The 18,544-nt window shown below is 71.1% G+C and carries 17 protein-coding genes; 3 read left to right on the top strand and 14 right to left on the bottom strand.

Annotated features, from left to right (window positions below; genetic code table 11):
* Window positions 1–25: 25 nt before the first annotated feature.
* Both glyA and ACR9E9_RS07380 read right to left on the bottom strand, forming a co-directional pair.
* Window positions 26–1,303, bottom strand: coding sequence for a serine hydroxymethyltransferase (gene glyA / locus ACR9E9_RS07385; protein ID WP_435203186.1), 1,278 nt, complete (start codon window positions 1,301–1,303; stop codon window positions 26–28).
* The gene (locus tag ACR9E9_RS07380; RefSeq protein WP_435203184.1) at window positions 1,300–2,064 is read right to left on the bottom strand and encodes an L-threonylcarbamoyladenylate synthase; all 765 of its coding nucleotides are present in this window, start codon (window positions 2,062–2,064) and stop codon (window positions 1,300–1,302) included. The genes glyA and ACR9E9_RS07380 overlap by 4 nt, the downstream gene beginning before the upstream one ends.
* A gap of 47 nt (window positions 2,065–2,111) precedes the next feature.
* Here ACR9E9_RS07380 and ACR9E9_RS07375 point away from each other — a divergent pair, with 47 nt between their 5' ends.
* Complete coding sequence (locus tag ACR9E9_RS07375; RefSeq protein ID WP_435203182.1) at window positions 2,112–2,252, top strand: hypothetical protein; 141 nt, start codon at window positions 2,112–2,114, stop codon at window positions 2,250–2,252.
* 54 nt (window positions 2,253–2,306) lie between these two features.
* Here ACR9E9_RS07375 and prmC read toward each other — a convergent pair whose 3' ends face one another.
* The 3 genes from prmC to rpmE all read right to left on the bottom strand — a co-directional run bounded on the left by prmC (window position 2,307) and on the right by rpmE (window position 4,594).
* A complete protein-coding gene (gene prmC, locus ACR9E9_RS07370; protein WP_435203180.1) occupies window positions 2,307–3,200 on the bottom strand; it encodes a peptide chain release factor N(5)-glutamine methyltransferase in 894 nt (297 codons plus the stop codon).
* Window positions 3,197–4,282 (bottom strand): peptide chain release factor 1, encoded by a 1,086-nt coding sequence (gene prfA / locus ACR9E9_RS07365; protein WP_435203178.1) that lies wholly within the window; start codon window positions 4,280–4,282, stop codon window positions 3,197–3,199. The genes prmC and prfA overlap by 4 nt, the downstream gene beginning before the upstream one ends.
* A gap of 93 nt (window positions 4,283–4,375) precedes the next feature.
* Window positions 4,376–4,594, bottom strand: a complete 219-nt coding sequence (gene rpmE, locus ACR9E9_RS07360) for a 50S ribosomal protein L31 (protein WP_435203176.1) — start codon at window positions 4,592–4,594, stop codon at window positions 4,376–4,378.
* Between the two features lie 198 nt (window positions 4,595–4,792).
* Here rpmE and ACR9E9_RS07355 point away from each other — a divergent pair, with 198 nt between their 5' ends.
* The gene (locus ACR9E9_RS07355) at window positions 4,793–5,359 is read left to right on the top strand and encodes a GNAT family N-acetyltransferase (protein ID WP_435203174.1); all 567 of its coding nucleotides are present in this window, start codon (window positions 4,793–4,795) and stop codon (window positions 5,357–5,359) included.
* Between the two features lie 96 nt (window positions 5,360–5,455).
* Window positions 5,456–6,319 (top strand): alpha/beta fold hydrolase, encoded by an 864-nt coding sequence (locus tag ACR9E9_RS07350; RefSeq protein WP_435203172.1) that lies wholly within the window; start codon window positions 5,456–5,458, stop codon window positions 6,317–6,319.
* Here the strand turns inward: ACR9E9_RS07350 and ACR9E9_RS07345 are convergent.
* The 9 genes from ACR9E9_RS07345 to lysA all read right to left on the bottom strand — a co-directional run bounded on the left by ACR9E9_RS07345 (window position 6,291) and on the right by lysA (window position 18,535).
* Window positions 6,291–8,306: an ATP-binding protein gene (locus tag ACR9E9_RS07345; RefSeq protein ID WP_435203170.1), complete on the bottom strand. Its 2,016-nt coding sequence runs from the start codon at window positions 8,304–8,306 to the stop codon at window positions 6,291–6,293. The genes ACR9E9_RS07350 and ACR9E9_RS07345 overlap by 29 nt on opposite strands.
* A complete protein-coding gene (locus ACR9E9_RS07340) occupies window positions 8,303–9,760 on the bottom strand; it encodes a glycosyltransferase family 2 protein (protein WP_435203168.1) in 1,458 nt (485 codons plus the stop codon). The genes ACR9E9_RS07345 and ACR9E9_RS07340 overlap by 4 nt, the downstream gene beginning before the upstream one ends.
* Window positions 9,760–10,902 (bottom strand): HEAT repeat domain-containing protein, encoded by a 1,143-nt coding sequence (locus ACR9E9_RS07335; protein ID WP_435203166.1) that lies wholly within the window; start codon window positions 10,900–10,902, stop codon window positions 9,760–9,762. Before ACR9E9_RS07335 ends, ACR9E9_RS07340 begins: the two co-directional genes overlap by 1 nt.
* On the bottom strand, window positions 10,859–11,233 hold the full coding sequence (locus ACR9E9_RS07330) for a response regulator transcription factor (protein ID WP_435203164.1): 375 nt from the start codon (window positions 11,231–11,233) through the stop codon (window positions 10,859–10,861). The genes ACR9E9_RS07335 and ACR9E9_RS07330 overlap by 44 nt, the downstream gene beginning before the upstream one ends.
* A 155-nt stretch (window positions 11,234–11,388) precedes the next feature.
* The gene (gene rho / locus ACR9E9_RS07325; protein ID WP_435203162.1) at window positions 11,389–13,467 is read right to left on the bottom strand and encodes a transcription termination factor Rho; all 2,079 of its coding nucleotides are present in this window, start codon (window positions 13,465–13,467) and stop codon (window positions 11,389–11,391) included.
* A gap of 227 nt (window positions 13,468–13,694) precedes the next feature.
* Window positions 13,695–14,618 (bottom strand): homoserine kinase, encoded by a 924-nt coding sequence (gene thrB / locus ACR9E9_RS07320; protein ID WP_435203160.1) that lies wholly within the window; start codon window positions 14,616–14,618, stop codon window positions 13,695–13,697.
* 2 nt (window positions 14,619–14,620) lie between these two features.
* A complete protein-coding gene (gene thrC, locus ACR9E9_RS07315; protein WP_435203158.1) occupies window positions 14,621–15,721 on the bottom strand; it encodes a threonine synthase in 1,101 nt (366 codons plus the stop codon).
* A gap of 1 nt (window position 15,722) precedes the next feature.
* Window positions 15,723–17,075: a homoserine dehydrogenase gene (locus tag ACR9E9_RS07310; RefSeq protein ID WP_435203156.1), complete on the bottom strand. Its 1,353-nt coding sequence runs from the start codon at window positions 17,073–17,075 to the stop codon at window positions 15,723–15,725.
* Window positions 17,072–18,535: a diaminopimelate decarboxylase gene (lysA, locus tag ACR9E9_RS07305; RefSeq protein WP_435203601.1), complete on the bottom strand. Its 1,464-nt coding sequence runs from the start codon at window positions 18,533–18,535 to the stop codon at window positions 17,072–17,074. The genes ACR9E9_RS07310 and lysA overlap by 4 nt, the downstream gene beginning before the upstream one ends.
* Window positions 18,536–18,544 lie beyond the last annotated feature (9 nt).

Genomic DNA, 18,544 nt, shown 5'->3' with positions numbered 1-18,544 from the left:
CGACCTCCGCCCCCGCCCTGCTGGATCAGCGGGGGTAGGCCGGGAACTGGTTCACCAGGTCGGTGACGGTGCCCCGGACCTGGCGGGAGACCTCGTGCTCGGGGTCGGCGTCCCCCTTCGTCACGGCCGTGTGGATGAGCTCCGCGATGGTGACCATCTCCTCGGTGCCCATCCCCTGGGTCGTCACGCAGGGGGTGCCGACGCGCACGCCCGAGGCGATCGACGGCTTCTGCGGGTCGTTCGGGATGGCGTTCTTGTTCAGCGTGATGCCGGCCGCGTCGCACCGGGCCTCGGCGTCCTTGCCGGTGACCTCGACGCCCTGCAGGTCGAGCAGCGCGAGGTGGGTGTCGGTCCCGCCGGTCGTCGGACGGATGCCCCGCTCACCGAGCTCGTCGGCGAGGACCTTGGCGTTCTCGATGACCTTCTTGGCGTACTGGTGGTACTCCGGGGTGGCGGCCTCCTTGAAGTTGACCGCCTTTGCCGCGATGGTGTGCATCTGCGGGCCGCCCTGCATCATCGGGAAGATCGCCTTGTCGAGCGCCTTGGCGTGCTCCTCCTTGCACACCAGGGCCCCGGAGCGGGGGCCGCGCAGCACCTTGTGCGTGGTGAAGGTGACGACGTCGGCGTAGGGCACCGGGCTCGGGATGGCCTGGCCGGCGACGAGACCGATGAAGTGCGCCGCGTCGACCCACATGATCGCGCCGACCTCGTCGCAGATCGCGCGGATCCGCTCGAAGTCGATCAGTCGCGGGATCGCCGAGCCACCGGAGCAGATGACCTTCGGGCGGTGTTCCTTGGCCAGACGCTCCATCTCGTCGTAGTCGACGTCCTCGCTCTCGGGGTCGACGCCGTAGTGGACGGCGTCGAACCACTTGCCGGAGAAGGAGACCTTGGTGCCGTGGGTCAGGTGGCCCCCGTGCGGCAGGGACATCGCGAGGATCTTCTCCCCCGGGGCGAGGAAGGCGCCGTAGACCGCCTGGTTGGCGCTGGCGCCGGAATGGGCCTGCACGTTGGCGTGGTCGGCGCCGAGGAGGCTCGTGCAGCGCTCGATCGCCAGCAGCTCGGCCTTGTCGACCTCGGAGCAGCCTCCGTAGTAGCGACGACCCGGGTACCCCTCCGCGTACTTGTTGCTCAGGGTCGAGCCGAGAGCGGTGAGGACCTCCGGCGAGGAGATGTTTTCGCTGGCGATGAGCTGCAGCCCACCACGGATCCGGTCCAGCTCGCTGGTGAGCACCCCGGCGATCTCCGGGTCGAAGCTGCTCAGGGCGCCGAAGTCGGAGCCGTAGAAGGTGTCATCGGTCATCGCGGGTCCTCCGTGTCGGTGGTGGGGTCGGTGGGATCATCCCACTGCTGCGCCGCGTCCGGGACGCGGGTGTCGTCCACGGCGTCGGTGCCGGCCGTCTCGGCCGCCGCGCCGTCGGGGTCCTCGTCGAAGCCCGCACCGAGGATCTCCTCGAGACGGGCTCGGTCGATCGCGCCCTCACGCAGCACGTGCAGGTGCTCGCCCGTGCAGTCGACGATCGTCGACGGCTGGACGCTCGTGCGCGGACCTCCGTCGACGTAGACGCTGACGGCGGGGCCGAGCTGGACCGCGGCATCGGTGATGGTCGTGGCGGCCGGCTCGCCGGTGCGGTTGGCGCTCGTCACGGCCAGGGGCCCCGTCTCGCGCAGGACCTCGAGGGCGACCTCGTCATCGGGCATGCGCAGGGCCACGGTGCCGGCGGTCTCCCCGAGGTCCCAGTGGAGGGAGGGTTGCGCCCAGAGCACGAGGGTGAGCGGGCCGGGCCACACGGCGTCGATGAGTCGACGAGCCTGCGCCGGGACGCCACGGGCCAGTCCGTCGACGGTCCGCACGTCGGGGACGAGGACGGGCGGGGGCATGTCCCGGCCCCTCCCCTTGGCCTCGAGCACGGCGGCGACGGCATCACGGTCGAAGGCATCGGCCGCGATGCCGTAGACGGTGTCGGTGGGGATGACGACGACCTCGCCGCGGCGCACGGCGTCGACGGCTGTGGCCACACTCGCCTCGCGCTCGCTGGTGGTCGCATCGACGACAGGGCTCATGTCCCCCACCCTATGACCCGGACCCCGACTGCCGAGCAGCACCGTGCATGACCGCGCCGTCACCGGGTAAGGAAGCGATCGATGGCAAGGGTTGCCTGACGAAGGAGGAGAACATGCGTGGTTCGAGCCTGATCTGGACGATCGTGGGCGTGCTGCTGATCGTCGCTCTGCTCAGCTTCATCCTCTGACCGTTCCCGAGACACCACGAGGGGCCCGGCATCCGTCGGGCCCCTCGTGGTGTCTCAGGGCGCGCGGCGGGCGGTGACCGTGCGAGCGCGCCCGGAGAGGTCGGGGTGGTCGGCGACGTCGACCCACCGACCGGTCGCACCGAGGGCCCGCGGCAGTGACTCCCCCTGGCTCTCGGCGTGCTCCATCACGAGGAGCCCTCCGGGATGCAGCAACGCAGCGGCGCTCACCGCGACGGCCAGCGGGATGGCCAGGCCGTCCTCGCTGCCCCCGTAGAGCGCGAGCTCGGGGTCGTGGTCGGCGACCTCGGGCTCGATCGGCACCATCCCGGCGGGGATGTAGGGCGGGTTGCTCACGACGACGTCGACCCGGCCGATCAGCTCCGCCAGACCCGGCACACCGGCCGGGTCGGCGCTCGCGTCGGCGGCCACGAGTGTCACCGGGAGCCCGGTGGCCCCGATGTTGCGTCCGGCCCAGGCGAGCGCGAGATCGCTGACCTCGACGGCGGTGACCGATGCGTCCGGTGCCTCGTCGGCGACGGCGAGGGCGAGGGCTCCCGAGCCGGCGCACAGGTCGACGACCACCGGCGCGGGCCGTCCGGCGAGCACCCTGGCTGCCAGCTCCGAGAGCACGTGGTCGACGGCGACCTCGGTCTCCGGACGGGGCACGAAGACCCCCGGCCCCACCTGCAGCTCGAGGCGGCGGAAGGGCGCGGTCCCGGTGAGGTGCTGCAGCGGCACCCGGTCGCACCGCTCGGCGACGAGGTCGACCAGGCGACCCGCGAGGGCCTCGTCGAGCTCACCCCCCAGCAGCAGCCGGCGCTCGACCTCGGAGCGGTCGGCGCCCAGGACGTGGCCGGCGAGCAGCACCGCGTCGATCCGCGGCGAGGGCACCCCGGCACCGGAGAGTGCCGTGACGGCTCGGTCCACTTCTGCGCGAAGGGAGGTCACTCCCCTTCCCCGGCGAGCGCGGCCAGCCGGGCGGCCTCGTCGGCCTCGACCGCGGAGTCGATGACCGCGTCGAGATCACCGTCGAGGACGGTGTCGAGGTGGTGCGCCTTGAAGCCGGTGCGGTGGTCGCTGATCCGGTTCTCCGGGAAGTTGTAGGTCCGGATCCGCTCCGAGCGGTCCACGGTGCGGACCTGTGATGCCCGCGCCTGGGCGGCCTCGGCGGCCGCCTCGTCCATCGCCATCTGGTGGAGCCGGGCGCGCAGCACGCGCATCGCGGACTCCTTGTTCTGCAGCTGTGACTTCTCGTTCTGGCAGGAGACGACGGTGCCGGTGGGCCCGTGGGTGATCCGCACGGCCGAGTCGGTGGTGTTCACCGACTGCCCGCCGGGCCCGGAGGAGCGGTAGACGTCGATCTTCAGGTCGTGCGGGTCGATGTCGACCTCGACGACCCCACCGACGTCGGGCATGACCCACACCCCCGCGGCAGAGGTGTGGATCCGCCCCTGGCTCTCGGTGACGGGGACGCGCTGGACGCGGTGGACTCCCCCTTCGTACTTCAGGCGGGCCCACGGCGCCTCCCCCGGCGCGGGGCTCCCCTTGGCGGTGACGGCGACCCGCACGTCCTTGTAGCCGCCCAGATCGGACTCGGTGGAGTCGAGGATCTCGGTCTTCCACCCACGCTTCTCCGCGTGTCGCAGGTACATGCGCAGCAGGTCCCCGGCGAAGAGGGCGGACTCCGCTCCCCCTTCGCCCGCCTTGACCTCGAGGATCACGTCGTTGTCGTCATCGGGGTCGCGAGGGATGAGCAGGCGACGCAGCCGGGCCTCGGCCTCGGCCACGGCCTCCTGCAGCGCCGGCAGCTCCTCGGAGAAGGCGGGGTCCTCGTCCGCGAGCTCCTTCGCGGCCTCGAGGTCGCCTTCGGCCCGCGCGTACTCGTGCTGCGCGGTGACGATCGGCGTCAGCTGGGAGTAGCGCCGGTTGATCTCCCGCAGCCGGTCGGGGTCACCGATGACGGCGGGGTCGGCCAAGGAGGCCTCCAGCTCGGCGTGCTCGGTGAGCAGGCCGTCGACGGACTCGAGCACGGGGACCTCCGGGAGAGGGATGGGGCAGCGCGGACCTCGTCAAACACTGATGCGCCGGTCAACCCGAGTGGGCTGACCGGCGCATCGTGGAAACTACTTGGCCTCGGTCTTCTGGCCGTAGCGCTTCTGGAAGCGGGCCACGCGGCCACCGGTGTCCATGATCTTCTGCTTGCCCGTGTAGAACGGGTGGCACTGGCTGCACACCTCGGCGCGGATCTCGTGGTCCGGCTTGGTGCTGCGGGTGGTGAAGGTGCTGCCGCAGGTGCACGTGACCGTGGTCGTCTCGTATGCGGGGTGGATGTCCTTCTGCACGTGGTGCTCCTTGGGTCCGTGAGTGTCCGGGTCGACGCTGCGCCCTGGTGGGGGCCGGACAGCTGCGGCTCTGGTGCCGCGTGTCGTGAACCGGATCGACGTGAAGAGTGTGCCAGAGACCTGACACAGTGGACAAAACACCGATCGGCCCATGGGTGTTCCCGCAGCGCCTTGCCGTGCCTGCGGCAGGATGGGGACATGTCCCCACGCACCCCCAGACTGCCTCGCCGACACGGACGGGACCGACGAGGAGAGCCGGCCGTCGGCCCCCTCGAGGGTTCCGTCATCCGCCCGGCGGCCTCGGACGACATCGCGACGATCATCGCCCTGCGGGCGCTGATGTTCGAGGCGATGGGCACCTCCTCGGCCGAGGTCCTCGATGCCGAGTGGCAGCGTCAGGCCGCGCGCTGGACGCAGCTGCACCTGTCCGACCCGAGCACCCACATCGTCGTGGCCGAGGCCAACGGCACCGTGGTCTCCTGCGGGATGGGGCAGATCATCGACCTCATGCCCTCCCCCACGCGCTCCGGGGTCGGCGGGCTGATCTCCAACGTCGCGACCTTTCCCCGGCACCGGCGGCTGGGGTTCACCCACGCGACCTTCGAGGCCCTGCTGGAGTGGTTCGCCGAGGACACCGACGTCGAGGTCGTCACACTCCACGCGACCGAGGACGGTCGCTCGATGTACGAGCGCTTCGGCTTCACGGACTCGACCTTCCCCGAGATGCGGCTGCGTCTCGAGCGCTCGGACGACCCCCAGGACTGAGCGCCACCCCCGTCCCCCGCCCCGACCCGGCTCGCCCGGGCACCCACGGCGACTACGTTGGTGGGGGCGCCCCTTCCCGATCGAGATGAGTTGGCCATGGAACGCATCACCCCCAGCACGGTCACCCTGCACGGCCACTCCTTCTCCTATCTGGACACCGGGACCGGCCCGGCGGTGCTCTTCATCCACGGCATCCTGGGCTCACAGCGCCAGTGGGGTCGCCTGATCGACCGCCTCGACGACACCACCCGTGTGATCGTGCCCGACCTCTTCGGCCACGGGGAGTCGGACAAACCGGCCGGCGACTACTCCCTCGGGTCGCACGCGGGCACCCTGCGCGACCTCCTCGACCGCATCGGGATCGAGCGGGTGACCCTCGTCGGGCACTCGCTCGGCGGTGGCATCGCCATGCAGTTCTTCTACCTCTTCCCCGAGCGCGTGGACCGCCTGGTCCTCGTCTCCAGCGGGGGACTCGGGCGGGAGGTCAGCCCGTGGTTGCGCTCGGCCACCCTGCCCGGCGCCGACCAGGTGCTCAGCCTCGCCGCCTCCGGCTGGGTGCTCACCCGGGCCGGGGCCGTCGGCCGAACCCTCGGCAGGATGGGCTGGAGGCCGGGAGCCGACACGACGGCGATCTGGTTCGGCTTCAGCTCCCTGGGTGACCGAGCGAGTCGGCAGGCCTTCCTCAAGACCACCCGCGCGGTGATCGACGTCGGAGGACAGAGCATCAGTGCCCACGACCACCTCACCGACACCACGCCGCCACCGACCCTCATCGTCTGGGGGTCGAAGGACCGGATGATCCCCCCGCACCACGCCATTCAGGCACAGGCCTCCGTCCCCGGCTCCCGGGTCGAGCTCTTCGACGGGGCCGGCCACTTCCCCCACCTCGACGATCCGGTGCGCTTCGCCGACCTGCTGGAGGAGTTCATCCTCAGCACGGAGCAGGACGAAGGGGGCTGACCCGGCGGTCGGTACCCGCCACCGTCGGGAGGACGATCGTCACCGTGGTGCCCTCGCCCTCGACCGAGGTCAGCTCCACGCAGCCGCCGTGCGCCGCGGCGATCGTCTCCACGACGACCAGGCCGAGACCCGTGCCCTGGACCTGTTCGTGCTGCGCATTCGTCGCCCGGAAGAACCGGGTGAACAGGTGGGTCTGGTCGGCGGCCGGGACCCCCATGCCGGTGTCGGCGCAGACGATGCGCACCTCGTCCTGCCCGGGAAGAACGCTCAACCGCACCGTGCCACCCGACGGCGTGAACTTCACCGCATTGCTCACGAGGTTGCCCACGGCCCGCTCGATCTGGGTCGGGTCTGCCAGGACGAGCACCGGGCCCGGCGCCTCCTCGAGCATCAGGTCGACCCCCGCTGCCGCTGCCACGGGAGCGAACTGCTCCCCCACGCGTGCCGCGCTGCTGCCGACATCGTGCTCGCGCCGATCGACCCGGCTCTGGCCGCTGTCCAGCCGGTTGAGCAGGAGGAGGTCATCGATGAGGCTGCGCAGTCGCTCGACGTTGCGGGAGACGATGCCCAGGGCCCGCGACTGGGGGTCGGTCAGCGAGCCGTAGTCGCCGTCCTCGAGGAGCTCGAGGTACCCGGCGATCGAGGTCAGTGGTGTGCGCAGCTCGTGGCTCGTGGTCGCCATGAAGACCGACTTCTGCTCGTCGAGCTCCTCGAGGGATGTCACGTACCGCTGCTCGACGAGGGTGTGCGCACCGTACTCCGCGACCCGGGCCATCGCCTGGATCTGCGCCTCGTCCCACGAGTGCTCGCGCAGGCTCGCCACCGAGAGGACCCCGACGGCCTCGTCGCCGAAGAACATGGGGTGCAGCACCCATCCCTCGAGCCCTTGGTGCTCGGCGAGAGCCCGCAGGGCCGGGGGGAAGGTCAGCGCGATCTCCGCGGCACCGTCCGCCTGCAGGATCGGGGTGTCGGCGAGCATGCGCGCCAGACCGGGAACGACCACGTCGTCCAGTGCGGGCGGGAAGCCGGCGCCGGAGGAGTGCCAACCACCCAAGCGGGAGGCGGTGTCCTCGCCCGTGAGCCGGTAGATGGAGGTGGCATCCGCCCCGAGGCCGGCGCCGAGCTTCGCGCACGCCCCGTCCCACCCCCCTTCGCGGGTCCTGAGCACACCGGCCACGCTGCCGGTCGTGCGGTAGAGATCGAGGCGACGCTCCCGTTCGTCCTGCATCGACGCATTGGCCTCGGCCAGCGAGTTGAAGGCGCTCGCCAGGGCGACGACCTCGTCGGCTCCCCGAGTGGTGTCCGCGCGGGCCTGCGTGGCGCCGCCCGCCTGGCGCATGACCACCCGGTGCAGGGCCTGGAGGGGGCGGGCCAGGCGACCGAGCGCGCGCCGGCCCTGGTGGACGGTGACGACCAGGGCGAGGAGGGTGGCCAGCCCCATGAGCGCGATCCCGCCGTTCATGGCCAGGCCGTAGCGGTCGCGACGCTCCTGCCGAGCCTCAGCGATCTCGACGACGAGGGCATCGTGCTCCTGCGTCACCCGGTCGAAGTTCTGCGAGGTCCGCGCGACCCCCTGACCGTCCCTCTCGTCACCGGCGGCGATCTCGGCGTCCGCCGCCTCGAACCACGCCTCCCCCGCGTCGAGGAAGTCACGCACCTGCTGGGGATCGACGCTGCTGCGCGCCGCCGAGGTCCGCAGGTCCTCCTTGTCCTCCTCGAAGGCCCGGCGCGAGGCACGATAGCGATCGAGGGAGGCGGCATCCCCGATGAGGAGGTACGTCCGGTAGTGCGTCTGCGCCTCGGTGACGTCGACGCGCAGGCTGGTGCTGTCCTCGATCAACGGGCTGATGGTGGTGGCGGTCCCACGGACCTCGCGCTGGATGACGAGGATCGAGACGATCGACGTCACCGACATCAGCAGGATGATCACCGAGAGCACGACGACGAGGCGCTCGAGCACCCGGGCCACCGTGCTGCGCGGGCTCACCCGCCCTCCTCGTCACCGGTGTCGAAGCCGGTGCGGGTCATCGTCCCCCACACCTGCTTGCGCCCGGTCAGGCTGTGCGCCCAGCCCTCGATCCGCCAGATGGCGGTGGCCTGCCGGTAGCCGATGTTCTCGACGACCGCGGCGGCGGCGGTGCTCACGAGGTCACGCCACCGGGGGTACTTGTGGAAGCTCAGCTCCTCGACGGTCATCGCGGCGAGGGTGACGAGCATCGCGTAGCCGTAGGCCACGGCCATGAAGAGCAGGAAGTAGCCGATGTCGACGACCCCGAGCAGCCACCCGACGGTGACGAGGACGAGACCGAAGAGCTCCAGCAGCGGCGCGATGAGCTCGAAGAGCCAGTAGTACGGGATGGCGATGAGACCGACCCGTCCGTAGCGCGGGTTGAGCAGCATCGACCGGTAGGCCCACAGGGTCTCCCAGAGCCCCCGGTGCCAGCGCGCCCGCTGCTTGCGCAGCACGGCCGTCGTCTCGGGGACCTCGGTCCAGCAGATCGGCTCGGAGATGAACTGCACCCGGTAGTCGCGACGCTGGCGCCGCATGTGCCGGTGCACGCGGAGCACGAGCTCGAAGTCCTCGCCGATGCTCGCGGGGTCCAGCCCGCCGACCTCGACGAGGACGTCGCGGCGGAAGACGCCGAAGGCACCGCTGATGAGGATGAGCGACTTCAGGCGCGACCACCCGGAGCGACCGAGGTGGAAGGCGCGCAGGTACTCGACGACCTGGATGCGGGCGAGCCAGTTCCTCGACATCCGCACCTCGGTGACCCGGCCCCCGCGCACGATGCACCCGTTCACGGCGCGGATCACCCCACCGCCGGCGACCACGCGCACCGGGTCCTCGGCGAAGGGCCGCACGACCGCGAGCAGGGCGTCGGGGTCGAGGATCGAGTCGGAGTCGACGAAGACGACGAGGTCCTGGGTCGCGAAGTTCACGCCGACGTTGAGCGAGTCGGAGCGCCCGGAGTTGGGCTTGCGCACCACCGTCAGCCGGGTCCGGCCGTTGCGCGGGACGTGCACGGACGTCGCGGACTCGCGGACCGCGACGTCGGCGGGCATCCGCCGGGGCACCTCGACGAGGTCGAAGGCCGCCCGGAGGACCTCGAAGCCACCGTCGGTGCTGCCGTCGTCGACGATGACGACCTCGTGCCGCGGGTAGTGCAGGGCGAGCATCGACTGGGCCGCCACCTTGATCCCGGCCTCCTCGTTGAACATCGCCGTGACGACGGTGACCCCGGGCACCATGCCGGAGCCCAGGAGCTCCTCCCGGCCGGCGAAGGGGAGCTGTCGGGTCGAGCGCCGGAACTCCAGTGCTGCGGCGACGATGAGGACGAGGTAGGAGGTGTTGATCAGGAGGAAGTAGACGAGGACGGGCAGGGCGATGCCGTCGAAGATCGTCTCGACGAGTGAGGTGGTGGGCTCGAGCAGGTCATCCATCAGGCGCCCCCGGGCATCGGCTCGCGCAGGGAGTGCATCACGAGGGCGTACTCGGCCGCGGCCGCTCCGGCCAGCCCGGCACGGGCGGCCGTCTGCAGCACGTCGACGCCTGGCCGGCCCAGGCCGCTGAGCGCCTCGGCGGTGAGCTCCTCGACCCCGGTGTCGCCATCGGCGAGCAGAGCGGTGAGGACCTCGGTCGCCGCGGGGCCACCGATCTCACCGAGCGCTGAGATGGCGGACAGCCGCACGGACCTGGAGTGGGCCCGGTCGGTCAGCCCGGTCAGCGTGGGCACGACACTCGGGTCGCCGATCTCACCGAGCGAGCGGGCGATCGCGGCCAGCACGGTCGGGTCCTCCTCGTGCGCGACGACGTCCAGGAGGCGACTCCTCTGGGAGAGGTGCTGGCCGCGACCGATCGTCATGGCCGCGACCGCACGGGTCGAGGCATCCTCGCTCTGCAGGGCCCGGCCGATCGCCTCGGCGGCGTCCGCTCCCAGGCCGCCGAGGGCCTCGACGACGACCCAGACCGGCAACTCGCCGCGCCCCCGACGCCCCGGTGCGACCGCGGCCAGCAGCGCGTCGGCCGAGCTGTCGTCGCGCAGCATGCCGAGAGAGCGGGCTGCGGTCACCGACACCCCTCGGTCACGGTCCTGGAGCAGGGGCACGACCTCGCTCGCGGCGTCACCGATGCGCATGACCCCGAGCACCCACGCCGAGCGGGCCCGTCGGGTCCCGGACCACGAGGTGAGGCCCCTGCGCGCTCGCGCCACGAGTCCGTGGGCCATGAGGATGTCGACGATCCGCTGCGCCGGTGCCCCCCGGACCTTGCTGAGGTACCCGACGAGCAGCGGCTCGACGAGCTCCGCGGCTCTCCCACGCAGACGACGGAGTCTCCCGTCGGCCTCCTCGTCGTCGTCACCGGAGGCGATGGCGAGGACGTCGGAGCGCACGGGGACGAGGTCACGGTCGAGGACCCGGGAGCGCTGGCGACGCACGACCCTGGCCATGACGATCGTCGCGAGGAGGACGAGGAAGGTCGCGAGCACGACCCACAGGCTCAACCGAAGGATCCACGGCTGGACGACGATCTGCACGGCGTCAGCCGCGCCCGATGAGCGCGCCGACCCGGTGGACGAGTTCACGGGGGCTGAAGGGCTTGGTCAGGTAGTCGTCGGCACCGGTGCTGAAGCCGGCGTCGACGTCGACGTCCCGCGCGCGTGCCGTGAGGAGGATGACCTTGGTCCCGGCGAGGCCCTCGTCGGTGCGGATCTCGCGAAGCACATCCAGCCCCGACAGGCCGGGCATCATCACATCGAGGACCGCGAGGTCCGGCTGCAGCTCGCGCACCTGGCGGAGGGCCTCGTCCCCGTCGGAGACGGCCACGACCGAGTAGCCGGCGTTCTCGAGCTTGAAGGTCACGAGGTCTTTGATGTCGACGTCGTCGTCGGCCACCAGGACCATCCCCTGCGTCATGCGTCCTCCGATGTTGGCGGTTGGTCTGGCCGCAGGCTATCTGCCTGCGGCACAACTCTCCTGACGAAGCGCCTCCGGCCGAGACATGCCAGTGGCCGCCACCCGTGAGGGGTGGCGGCCACTGGCCGTGTCTGGTGGCGAAGGGGGTGGGTCGCCTAGGCGGACTCGTCCTCGTCGCCGAGCTTGATCGAGCTCGTCTGCGCGACCTGGGTGAGGAACTCGTAGTTCGTCTTGGTCTTGCGCAGGCGGTCCAGGAGCAGCTCCACACCCTGCTGGGTGTCCAGAGCGGCGAGGACCCGACGCAGCTTCCACATGATCCGCAGCTCCTCCGGCGCGAGGAGGATCTCCTCGCGACGGGTACCGGAGGCGTTGACGTCGACCGCCGGGAAGATCCGCCGGTTGGCCAGGCCACGGTCGAGCTTGAGCTCCATGTTGCCGGTGCCCTTGAACTCCTCGAAGATCACCTCGTCCATGCGCGAGCCGGTCTCGACGAGCGCGGTGGCGAGGATGGTCAGCGAGCCACCGTTCTCGATGTTGCGCGCCGCGCCGAAGAACTTCTTCGGCGGGTACAGCGCGGCGGAGTCGACACCACCGGAGAGGATGCGCCCGCTCGCCGGGGCGGCGAGGTTGTAGGCGCGACCGAGCTTGGTGATCGAGTCCAGGAGCAGGACCACGTCGTGACCCATCTCGACCAGGCGCTTCGCGCGCTCGATGGCCAGCTCGGCGACCGTGGTGTGGTCATCGGCGGGCCGGTCGAAGGTCGAGGCGATGACCTCGCCCTTGACCGCGCGCTGCATGTCGGTGACCTCCTCGGGACGCTCGTCGACGAGGACGACCATGAGGTGGCACTCCGGGTTGTTCGTCGTCACGGCGTTGGCCAGGGACTGCATGACCATCGTCTTGCCGGCCTTGGCCGGGGCGACGATGAGGCCGCGCTGGCCCTTGCCGATCGGGGCGACGAGGTCGATCATCCGGGTGGTGAGGATGCCGGAGTCGGTCTCCAGGCGCAGACGCTCCTGGGGGTAGAGGGGCGTGAGGGTGCCGAAGGCAGCGCGGCGCTTGGCGTCGTCCGGGGTCATCCCGTTGACGGTCTCGAGCGTGGCCAGCGGGTTGTACTTGCCCCGGTTGCCCTTGCCGCCGATGGTCACCTGGGGCTCTTCGCCCTCGCGGGTGGCCTTGACCTGACCGGTGACCGCGTCACCCTTGCGCAGGCCGTTGCGCTTGACCATGCCGACCGGCACGTAGACGTCGTTCGGGCCGGGCAGGTAGCCGGAGGTGCGCACGAAGGCGTGGTTGTCGTGGATCTCGAGGATGCCGGCGACGGGGACGAGCACGTCGTCCTCGCTGATCTGCGGCTCGACGTCGTCGTACTGCTGCCCGCCGCCACGGCGCTGCTTGTCCCGGTTGCGGTTGCGGTTGCGGTTGCGGCGGCGTCCACCGGGCTCGTCGTCGCGGTACTGACCGCCGTCGTTGCGGTTACCGCCCTGGTTGCGGTTGCCGCCGTCGTTGCGGTTGCCGCCGTCGTTGCGGTTGCCGCCGTCGTTGCGGTTGCCGCCGTCGTTGCGGTTGCCACCGTCGTTGCGGTTGCCGCCGTCGTTGCGGTTGCCGCCGTCGTTGCGGTTGCCGCCGTCGTTGCGGTTGCCGCCGTCGTTGCGGTTGCCACCGTCGTTGCGGTTGCCACCGTCATTGCGGTTGCCGCCCTGGTTGCGGTTGCCCCCGTCATTGCGGTTGCCACCGTTCCCGCGGTTGCGGTTGCGGCCACCCTGGTCGCCGCCGCCCTCGGACTCGGACTGCTGGTCGCGTCCCCCCTCGGGGCGCGCGACGCGCGACTGCTCGTCACGCGGCTGCTCGTCGCGGGACGGCTCACCGTCCTGACGCTCGCCGCCCTTCCTCGCGGAGCCGGCTGTCTCGGACGGCGCCTCGGCAGCCGGAGCCTGCGCGACGGGGGCCTGCTCGGCGGGGGTGTCGCCCTTCGTCGGGCGGTTGGTCGTCGTGGTCTCCGCAGGCGTGGTCTCTGCAGGCTGCTGCGCGCTCGAGGGCGCGGAGGAGCCGGACTGCTGCGCCCGGATGGCGGAGATGAGGTCGCTCTTGCGCATCTTGGCAGTGCCGGTGATGCCCATGCTCGACGCGAGCTGTTGAAGCTGGGCGAGGCGCATCGCGCTCAGTGCCCCGGAACGACGCGGCGTGTCGCCGGTCTCCGCAGCAGTGTTCTCGCCGGTGGTGGTTTCGGTCACGAAGGACCCTTTCCCTCGTCATGCCCGCCGCGAAGGGCAGGCTGAGATGAATCCCGTCAACACGGGATGCTGTGATGAGATCCCCACGACCGTGCGCCGCGCCCGGAGGCCCGATGGCGCTCACGTGGGGGGAGCTCCTGTCCGCACATGCCCTCGACTGGTTCGCCGAGGCATTGGGGAGTTGTGTGGAGCAAGTCCAATGTATCACTGACCCGTCCCGTCACACCTCACCCCACTCGATGAACTCCCCGATCGGGCACGCCGGGCGTGAGCACCTGCCAGACCGCGCCCCGCGTGGCCGCGATCTCGCCGACCCGACCGATGTGCTCGGCCGTCGTCAGCACGAGGACGGAGGGGCCGGCACCCGAGATCGTCGCGGCCAGTCCCCCACCGCGCAGCGCATCCACCAGGGCCATGCTCTGCGGGTAGCTCGGGCGACGCGACTCCTGGTGGAGCAGGTCGGTGGTCCCGGCGGTGAGCAACGACGGATCGCTCGTCAGGGCGTGCACGAGCACACCGGTGCGCGCGGAGTTGGCGGCGGCGGTGGCGAGGGGCACGAGCTCGGGCAGCACCGAGCGCGCCGTGTGCGTGCTCAGCGTCGTCTGCGGCACGAGGACCACGGGGACGATCCGCTCGTCGAGGCGAAGGGGGACGGTCCGGGTCGTCGTCAGCGGTTCACCGGCCTCGGTCACCGAGAGGGTCGCACCGCCGAAGACACTGGCCGAGGCATTGTCCGGGTGCCCCTCGAGCGCGCAGGCGATCGTGTTGACGACATCCAGGTCGAGCTCGCCACCGGTCGAGAGTGCCTGCGCGGCAGCGACACCCGTGACGATGGCGGTCGCCGAGGAACCCAGCCCACGCCCGTGGGGCACCGCATTGTGGGTGCTCAGGTGGAGACCGGCCGGAGCCTCCACGCCGAGGTGGCGCCACGTCGTCGTCATCGTCCGGTGGATGAGGTGGCGCTCGTCCCGCGGCACGGCATCGGCCCCGGCCCCGGTGACCTCGATGACGAGTCCGGGCTCCTGCGTGACGGTCGCGGTCGCCTCGTCCCACACGCCCAGCGCGATCCCGACGCAGTCGAACCCGGGACCCAGGTTGGCGCTCGAGGCAGGCACCCGCAGGGTGACGCTCGAGCCGACGGGGATCGTCACGCTCAGCCCTGGAGTCCGAGCTCGCGCGCGACCGAGTAGGCCTCGGCCGGCACGTTCACCGGCGCGATGTCGGACCCGTCCGCGTTCTTCAGCGCCCACTGCGGGTCCTTCAGCCCGTGGCCGGTCACGGTGCACACGATCGTCGCGTCCTTCGGGACGAGCCCGACGGCGCTCGCCTTGAGCAGGCCGGCCACGGACGCCGCAGAGGCCGGCTCGACGAAGATGCCCTCGCGTGCGGACAGGAGCCGGTGCGCCTGGAGGATCTCCTCGTCGGTCACCGCGCTGATCGAGCCGCCGGAGTCGTCGCGGGCCTGCTCGGCCTGCGTCCACGACGCCGGGTTGCCGATCCGGATCGCGGTGGCGATGGTGTCCGGCTCGTCGACGGGGTGGCCCAGGACGATCGGCGCCGACCCTGCGGCCTGGAAACCCCACATCTGCGGCGTCCTCGTGGACACGGCCGACAGCATCCCGCCGACGCCCTCGGTCTCGCTGGCGTACTCGCGGTAGCCGCGCCAGTACGCGGTGATGTTGCCGGCGTTGCCGACCGGGAGGCAGTGGATGTCCGGGGCGTCACCGAGCGCGTCGACGATCTCGAAGGAGGCCGTCTTCTGCCCCTCGATGCGGGCCGGGTTGACGGAGTTGACCAGCTCGACCGGGTAGCTCTCGGCGAGCTTGCGGGCCACGTCGAGGCAGTGGTCGAAGTTGCCGTCGACCTGGAGCAGCGTCGCACCGTGCGCGATCGCCTGCGAGAGCTTGCCCATGGCGATCTTGCCCTCGGGCACGAGGACCGCGCAGGTCATGCCGGCCTTCGTCGCATAGGCCGCCGCGGAGGCGGAGGTGTTGCCGGTGGAGGCGCAGATGACCGCCTTGGCCCCCTTCGCCGCCGCCACCGACATCGCGCTCGTCATGCCCCGGTCCTTGAAGGACCCGGTGGGGTTGAGGCCCTCGTACTTCACATGGACCTGCGCGCCGACGAGCTCGCTCAGGTGCTCGGCGGGGATGAGGGGGGTCCCCCCTTCGCGCAGCGTGATGATCGGGGCGCCGGCCAGCATCGGCAGACGGTCGGCGTACTCGGTGATGATGCCGCGCCACTGGTGGGCCATGTCAGCTTCCTTCCACACGCATGACGGAGGTGACCTCGGTGACGGTGTCGAGCCCGGCGAGCTCGTCGACCGTCGCGGAGAGCGCGGCATCGGTCGCCGCGTGGGTGACGATGATCAACTCGGCCCGGGCGGTGCCGTCCTCGTCGGTGACGATCTGCTGCCGGACGGTGCCGATTGACACGTCGTTGTCCGCGAAGACCGCTGCGACGGAGGCGAGTACGCCCGATCGGTCGGCGACCTCGAGGCTGACGTGGTACCGGGTGATCGCCTGGCCCATCGACAGCACGGGCAGCTGCGCGTACGCGCTCTCACCCGGCCCCCGCCCACCGGTGACCCGGGTGCGGGCGACGGCGACGATGTCACCGAGGACGGCGCTGGCGGTCGGGTCCCCGCCGGCGCCCTGGCCGTAGAACATCAGCTCACCGGCGGCCTCGGCCTCGACGAAGACGGCGTTGTAGGCCTCGCGCACGGATGCCAGCGGGTGGGTCAGCGGGATCATCGCGGGGTGCACCCGGGCGGAGATTCCGACGCCGTCGGGGCCCTCGACCTTCTCGCAGATCGCGAGCAGCTTCACGGTGCAGCCCATGTCCCGCGCGGCCTGGATGTCCGCGGAGCGCACCCCCGTGATGCCCTCGCGGTGGACGTCGTCGCTGGTCACCCGGGTGTGGAAGGCGAGCGAGGAGAGGATGGCGGCCTTCGCGGCGGCGTCGAAGCCCTCGACGTCGGCGGTCGGGTCGGCCTCGGCGTACCCCAGCGCCTGCGCGCGCTCGACGGTGTCGAAGAGGCCCGCCCCGGTGGTCTCCATGGCGTCGAGCACGAAGTTCGTCGTGCCGTTGACGATGCCGGTGATGCGGGTGATCGAGTCACCGGCGAGCGAGTCGCGGATCGGCCGGAGGATGGGGATCGCCCCGGCGACCGAGGCCTCGTAGTAGAGGTCGACCTCGTGCTCCGCGGCCGCCTCGTGGAGCGTGCGTCCGTCCTCGGCGAGCAGCGCCTTGTTGGCGGTGACCACGGACGCACCGTGCTCCATGGCCCGCAGGATGAGGCTGCGGGCGGCGTCGATGCCGCCGATGAGCTCGACGACGATGTCCGCCCGGGTCACCAGCTCCTCGGCGTCGGTGGTGAACAGCTGGGGGTCGACCCCCAGGTCCGAGCGGTCGCGGCCCGCCCGGCGCACGGCGATGCCGACGATCTCGAGGGGTCGTCCGATCCGCTGGGCGAGGTCCTCACCCTGCGTCGTGATCATCCGCGCGACGCTGCCGCCGACGGTCCCGCCGCCGAGGAGGGCGACGCGAAGGGGGCGACCGGGATGAGCCGGGCCCGTCGGGCTGGTCTGGCTGGGCGCCGTGGTCATCGGACCTCCTGTGACGGGGTGGGCTCGTCCACATCCAGAGCGAGGAGGTCATCGATCGTCTCGCGGCGGACGATGACCCGCGCGACGCCGTCGCGCACGGCGACGACGGGCGGACGTGGGGTGTGGTTGTACTGGTTGGACAGGCTGCGGCAGTAGGCGCCGGTGCCGGGCACGGCGATGAGGTCGCCCTCGGCGATGTCCTCCGGCAGGTACTCGTCCATGACGACGATGTCGCCACTCTCGCAGTGTCGCCCGACGACGCGCACGAGACGCTGCTCGGCGTGCGAGGTACGTGACGCGAGGGTGCACGAGTAGTCGGCGCCGTAGAGCGCGGTGCGCACGTTGTCGCTCATCCCACCGTCGACGCTGACGTAGGTTCGGGTCAGGTCGGCGGTGACCTCGACGTCCTTGATCGTGCCGATCTCGTAGAGCGTGAAGGCGCTCGGTCCGGCGATCGCCCGGCCGGGTTCGATGGAGATGCGCGGGACCGGCGCCTCGGGGTGCGCGTCCTGGAAGACCGCGAGCTCACGCTCGACGAGCTCTCCCATCTGCTGCCCGAGCTGCTGGGGGGTCAGCGGATCGTGCTCGGAGGTGTACGCGATGCCGTAGCCGCCACCGAGGTCCATCTCCGGCATCGCGATGCCGTGCTCGTCGGCGACCTCGGTGTGCAGGTCGATGAGGCGACGGGCCGCGATCTCGAAGCCCGAGGTGTCGAAGATCTGGCTGCCGATGTGGCTGTGCAGCCCGAGCAGGCGCAGGGACTCCCCCTTCGCCACGATGCGGTCGACGGCCTTCCGCGCCAGGCCGCCCACCAGGGAGAAGCCGAACTTCTGGTCCTCGTGCGCGGTGGCGATGAACGCGTGGGTGTGCGCTTCGACCCCCACGGTGACGCGGACCATGACCGGCGCGACGGTCCCGAGCCCTGCCGCGATCTCCGCGACCCGGTCGATCTCGGCGAAGGAGTCGACGACGATCCGCCCGACCCCCCACTGAAGGGCCTGCCGCAGCTCGGCGCGCGACTTGTTGTTGCCGTGCAGCGCGATGCGCTCGGGCGGGAAGCCCACCCGCTGCGCGACCGCCATCTCGCCGGCGGAGCAGGTGTCGAGGAAGAGCCCCTCCTCCATGATCCAGCGGGCGACGGCCGTGCAGAGGAAGGCCTTGCCCGCGTAGTAGACGTCGGCTCCACCGATGGGCTCGAAGGGGGCGGTGAAGTCGTCGCGGAAGGCCCGGGCCCGCGCTCGGAAGTCGTCCTCGTCGAGCACGTAGGCGGCCGTGCCGAAGTCACGGGCGATGGCGGTGACCGGCACCCCGGCGACGCAGAGCTCACCGGCCGCGTTGCGGCGGGTGTTGACCGCCCACAGCCGCGGCATGAGCTCGCTGAGGTCCTCCGGCTCGGGCAACCAGTGGGGGGTGGTGCCGTAGCCGTCGGCGTGGAGGATTCCGGCCTCGTGGGCCCTCATGTTCGTTGC

The organism is Janibacter sp. GS2 (assembly GCF_051200835.1).
Classification (GTDB): domain Bacteria; phylum Actinomycetota; class Actinomycetes; order Actinomycetales; family Dermatophilaceae; genus Janibacter.
The sequence above is the reverse complement of the archived record's forward strand: the minus strand, read 5'-3'. Positions and strand labels throughout refer to the sequence as shown.

Bases quoted from the DNA above. Each gene is read 5' to 3' on its own strand.
- glyA (WP_435203186.1), bottom strand. From the start codon at position 1,303: ATGACCGATGACACCTTCTACGGCTCCGACTTCGGCGCCCTGAGCAGC.
- ACR9E9_RS07380 (WP_435203184.1), bottom strand. From the start codon at position 2,064: ATGAGCCCTGTCGTCGATGCGACCACCAGCGAGCGCGAGGCGAGTGTG.
- ACR9E9_RS07375 (WP_435203182.1), top strand. From the start codon at position 2,112: ATGACCGCGCCGTCACCGGGTAAGGAAGCGATCGATGGCAAGGGTTGC.
- ACR9E9_RS07355 (WP_435203174.1), top strand. From the start codon at position 4,793: ATGTCCCCACGCACCCCCAGACTGCCTCGCCGACACGGACGGGACCGA.
- ACR9E9_RS07350 (WP_435203172.1), top strand. From the start codon at position 5,456: ATGGAACGCATCACCCCCAGCACGGTCACCCTGCACGGCCACTCCTTC.
- ACR9E9_RS07340 (WP_435203168.1), bottom strand. From the start codon at position 9,760: ATGGATGACCTGCTCGAGCCCACCACCTCACTCGTCGAGACGATCTTC.
- ACR9E9_RS07330 (WP_435203164.1), bottom strand. From the start codon at position 11,233: ATGACGCAGGGGATGGTCCTGGTGGCCGACGACGACGTCGACATCAAA.
- thrC (WP_435203158.1), bottom strand. From the start codon at position 15,721: ATGGCCCACCAGTGGCGCGGCATCATCACCGAGTACGCCGACCGTCTG.
- ACR9E9_RS07310 (WP_435203156.1), bottom strand. From the start codon at position 17,075: ATGACCACGGCGCCCAGCCAGACCAGCCCGACGGGCCCGGCTCATCCC.
- lysA (WP_435203601.1), bottom strand. From the start codon at position 18,535: ATGAGGGCCCACGAGGCCGGAATCCTCCACGCCGACGGCTACGGCACC.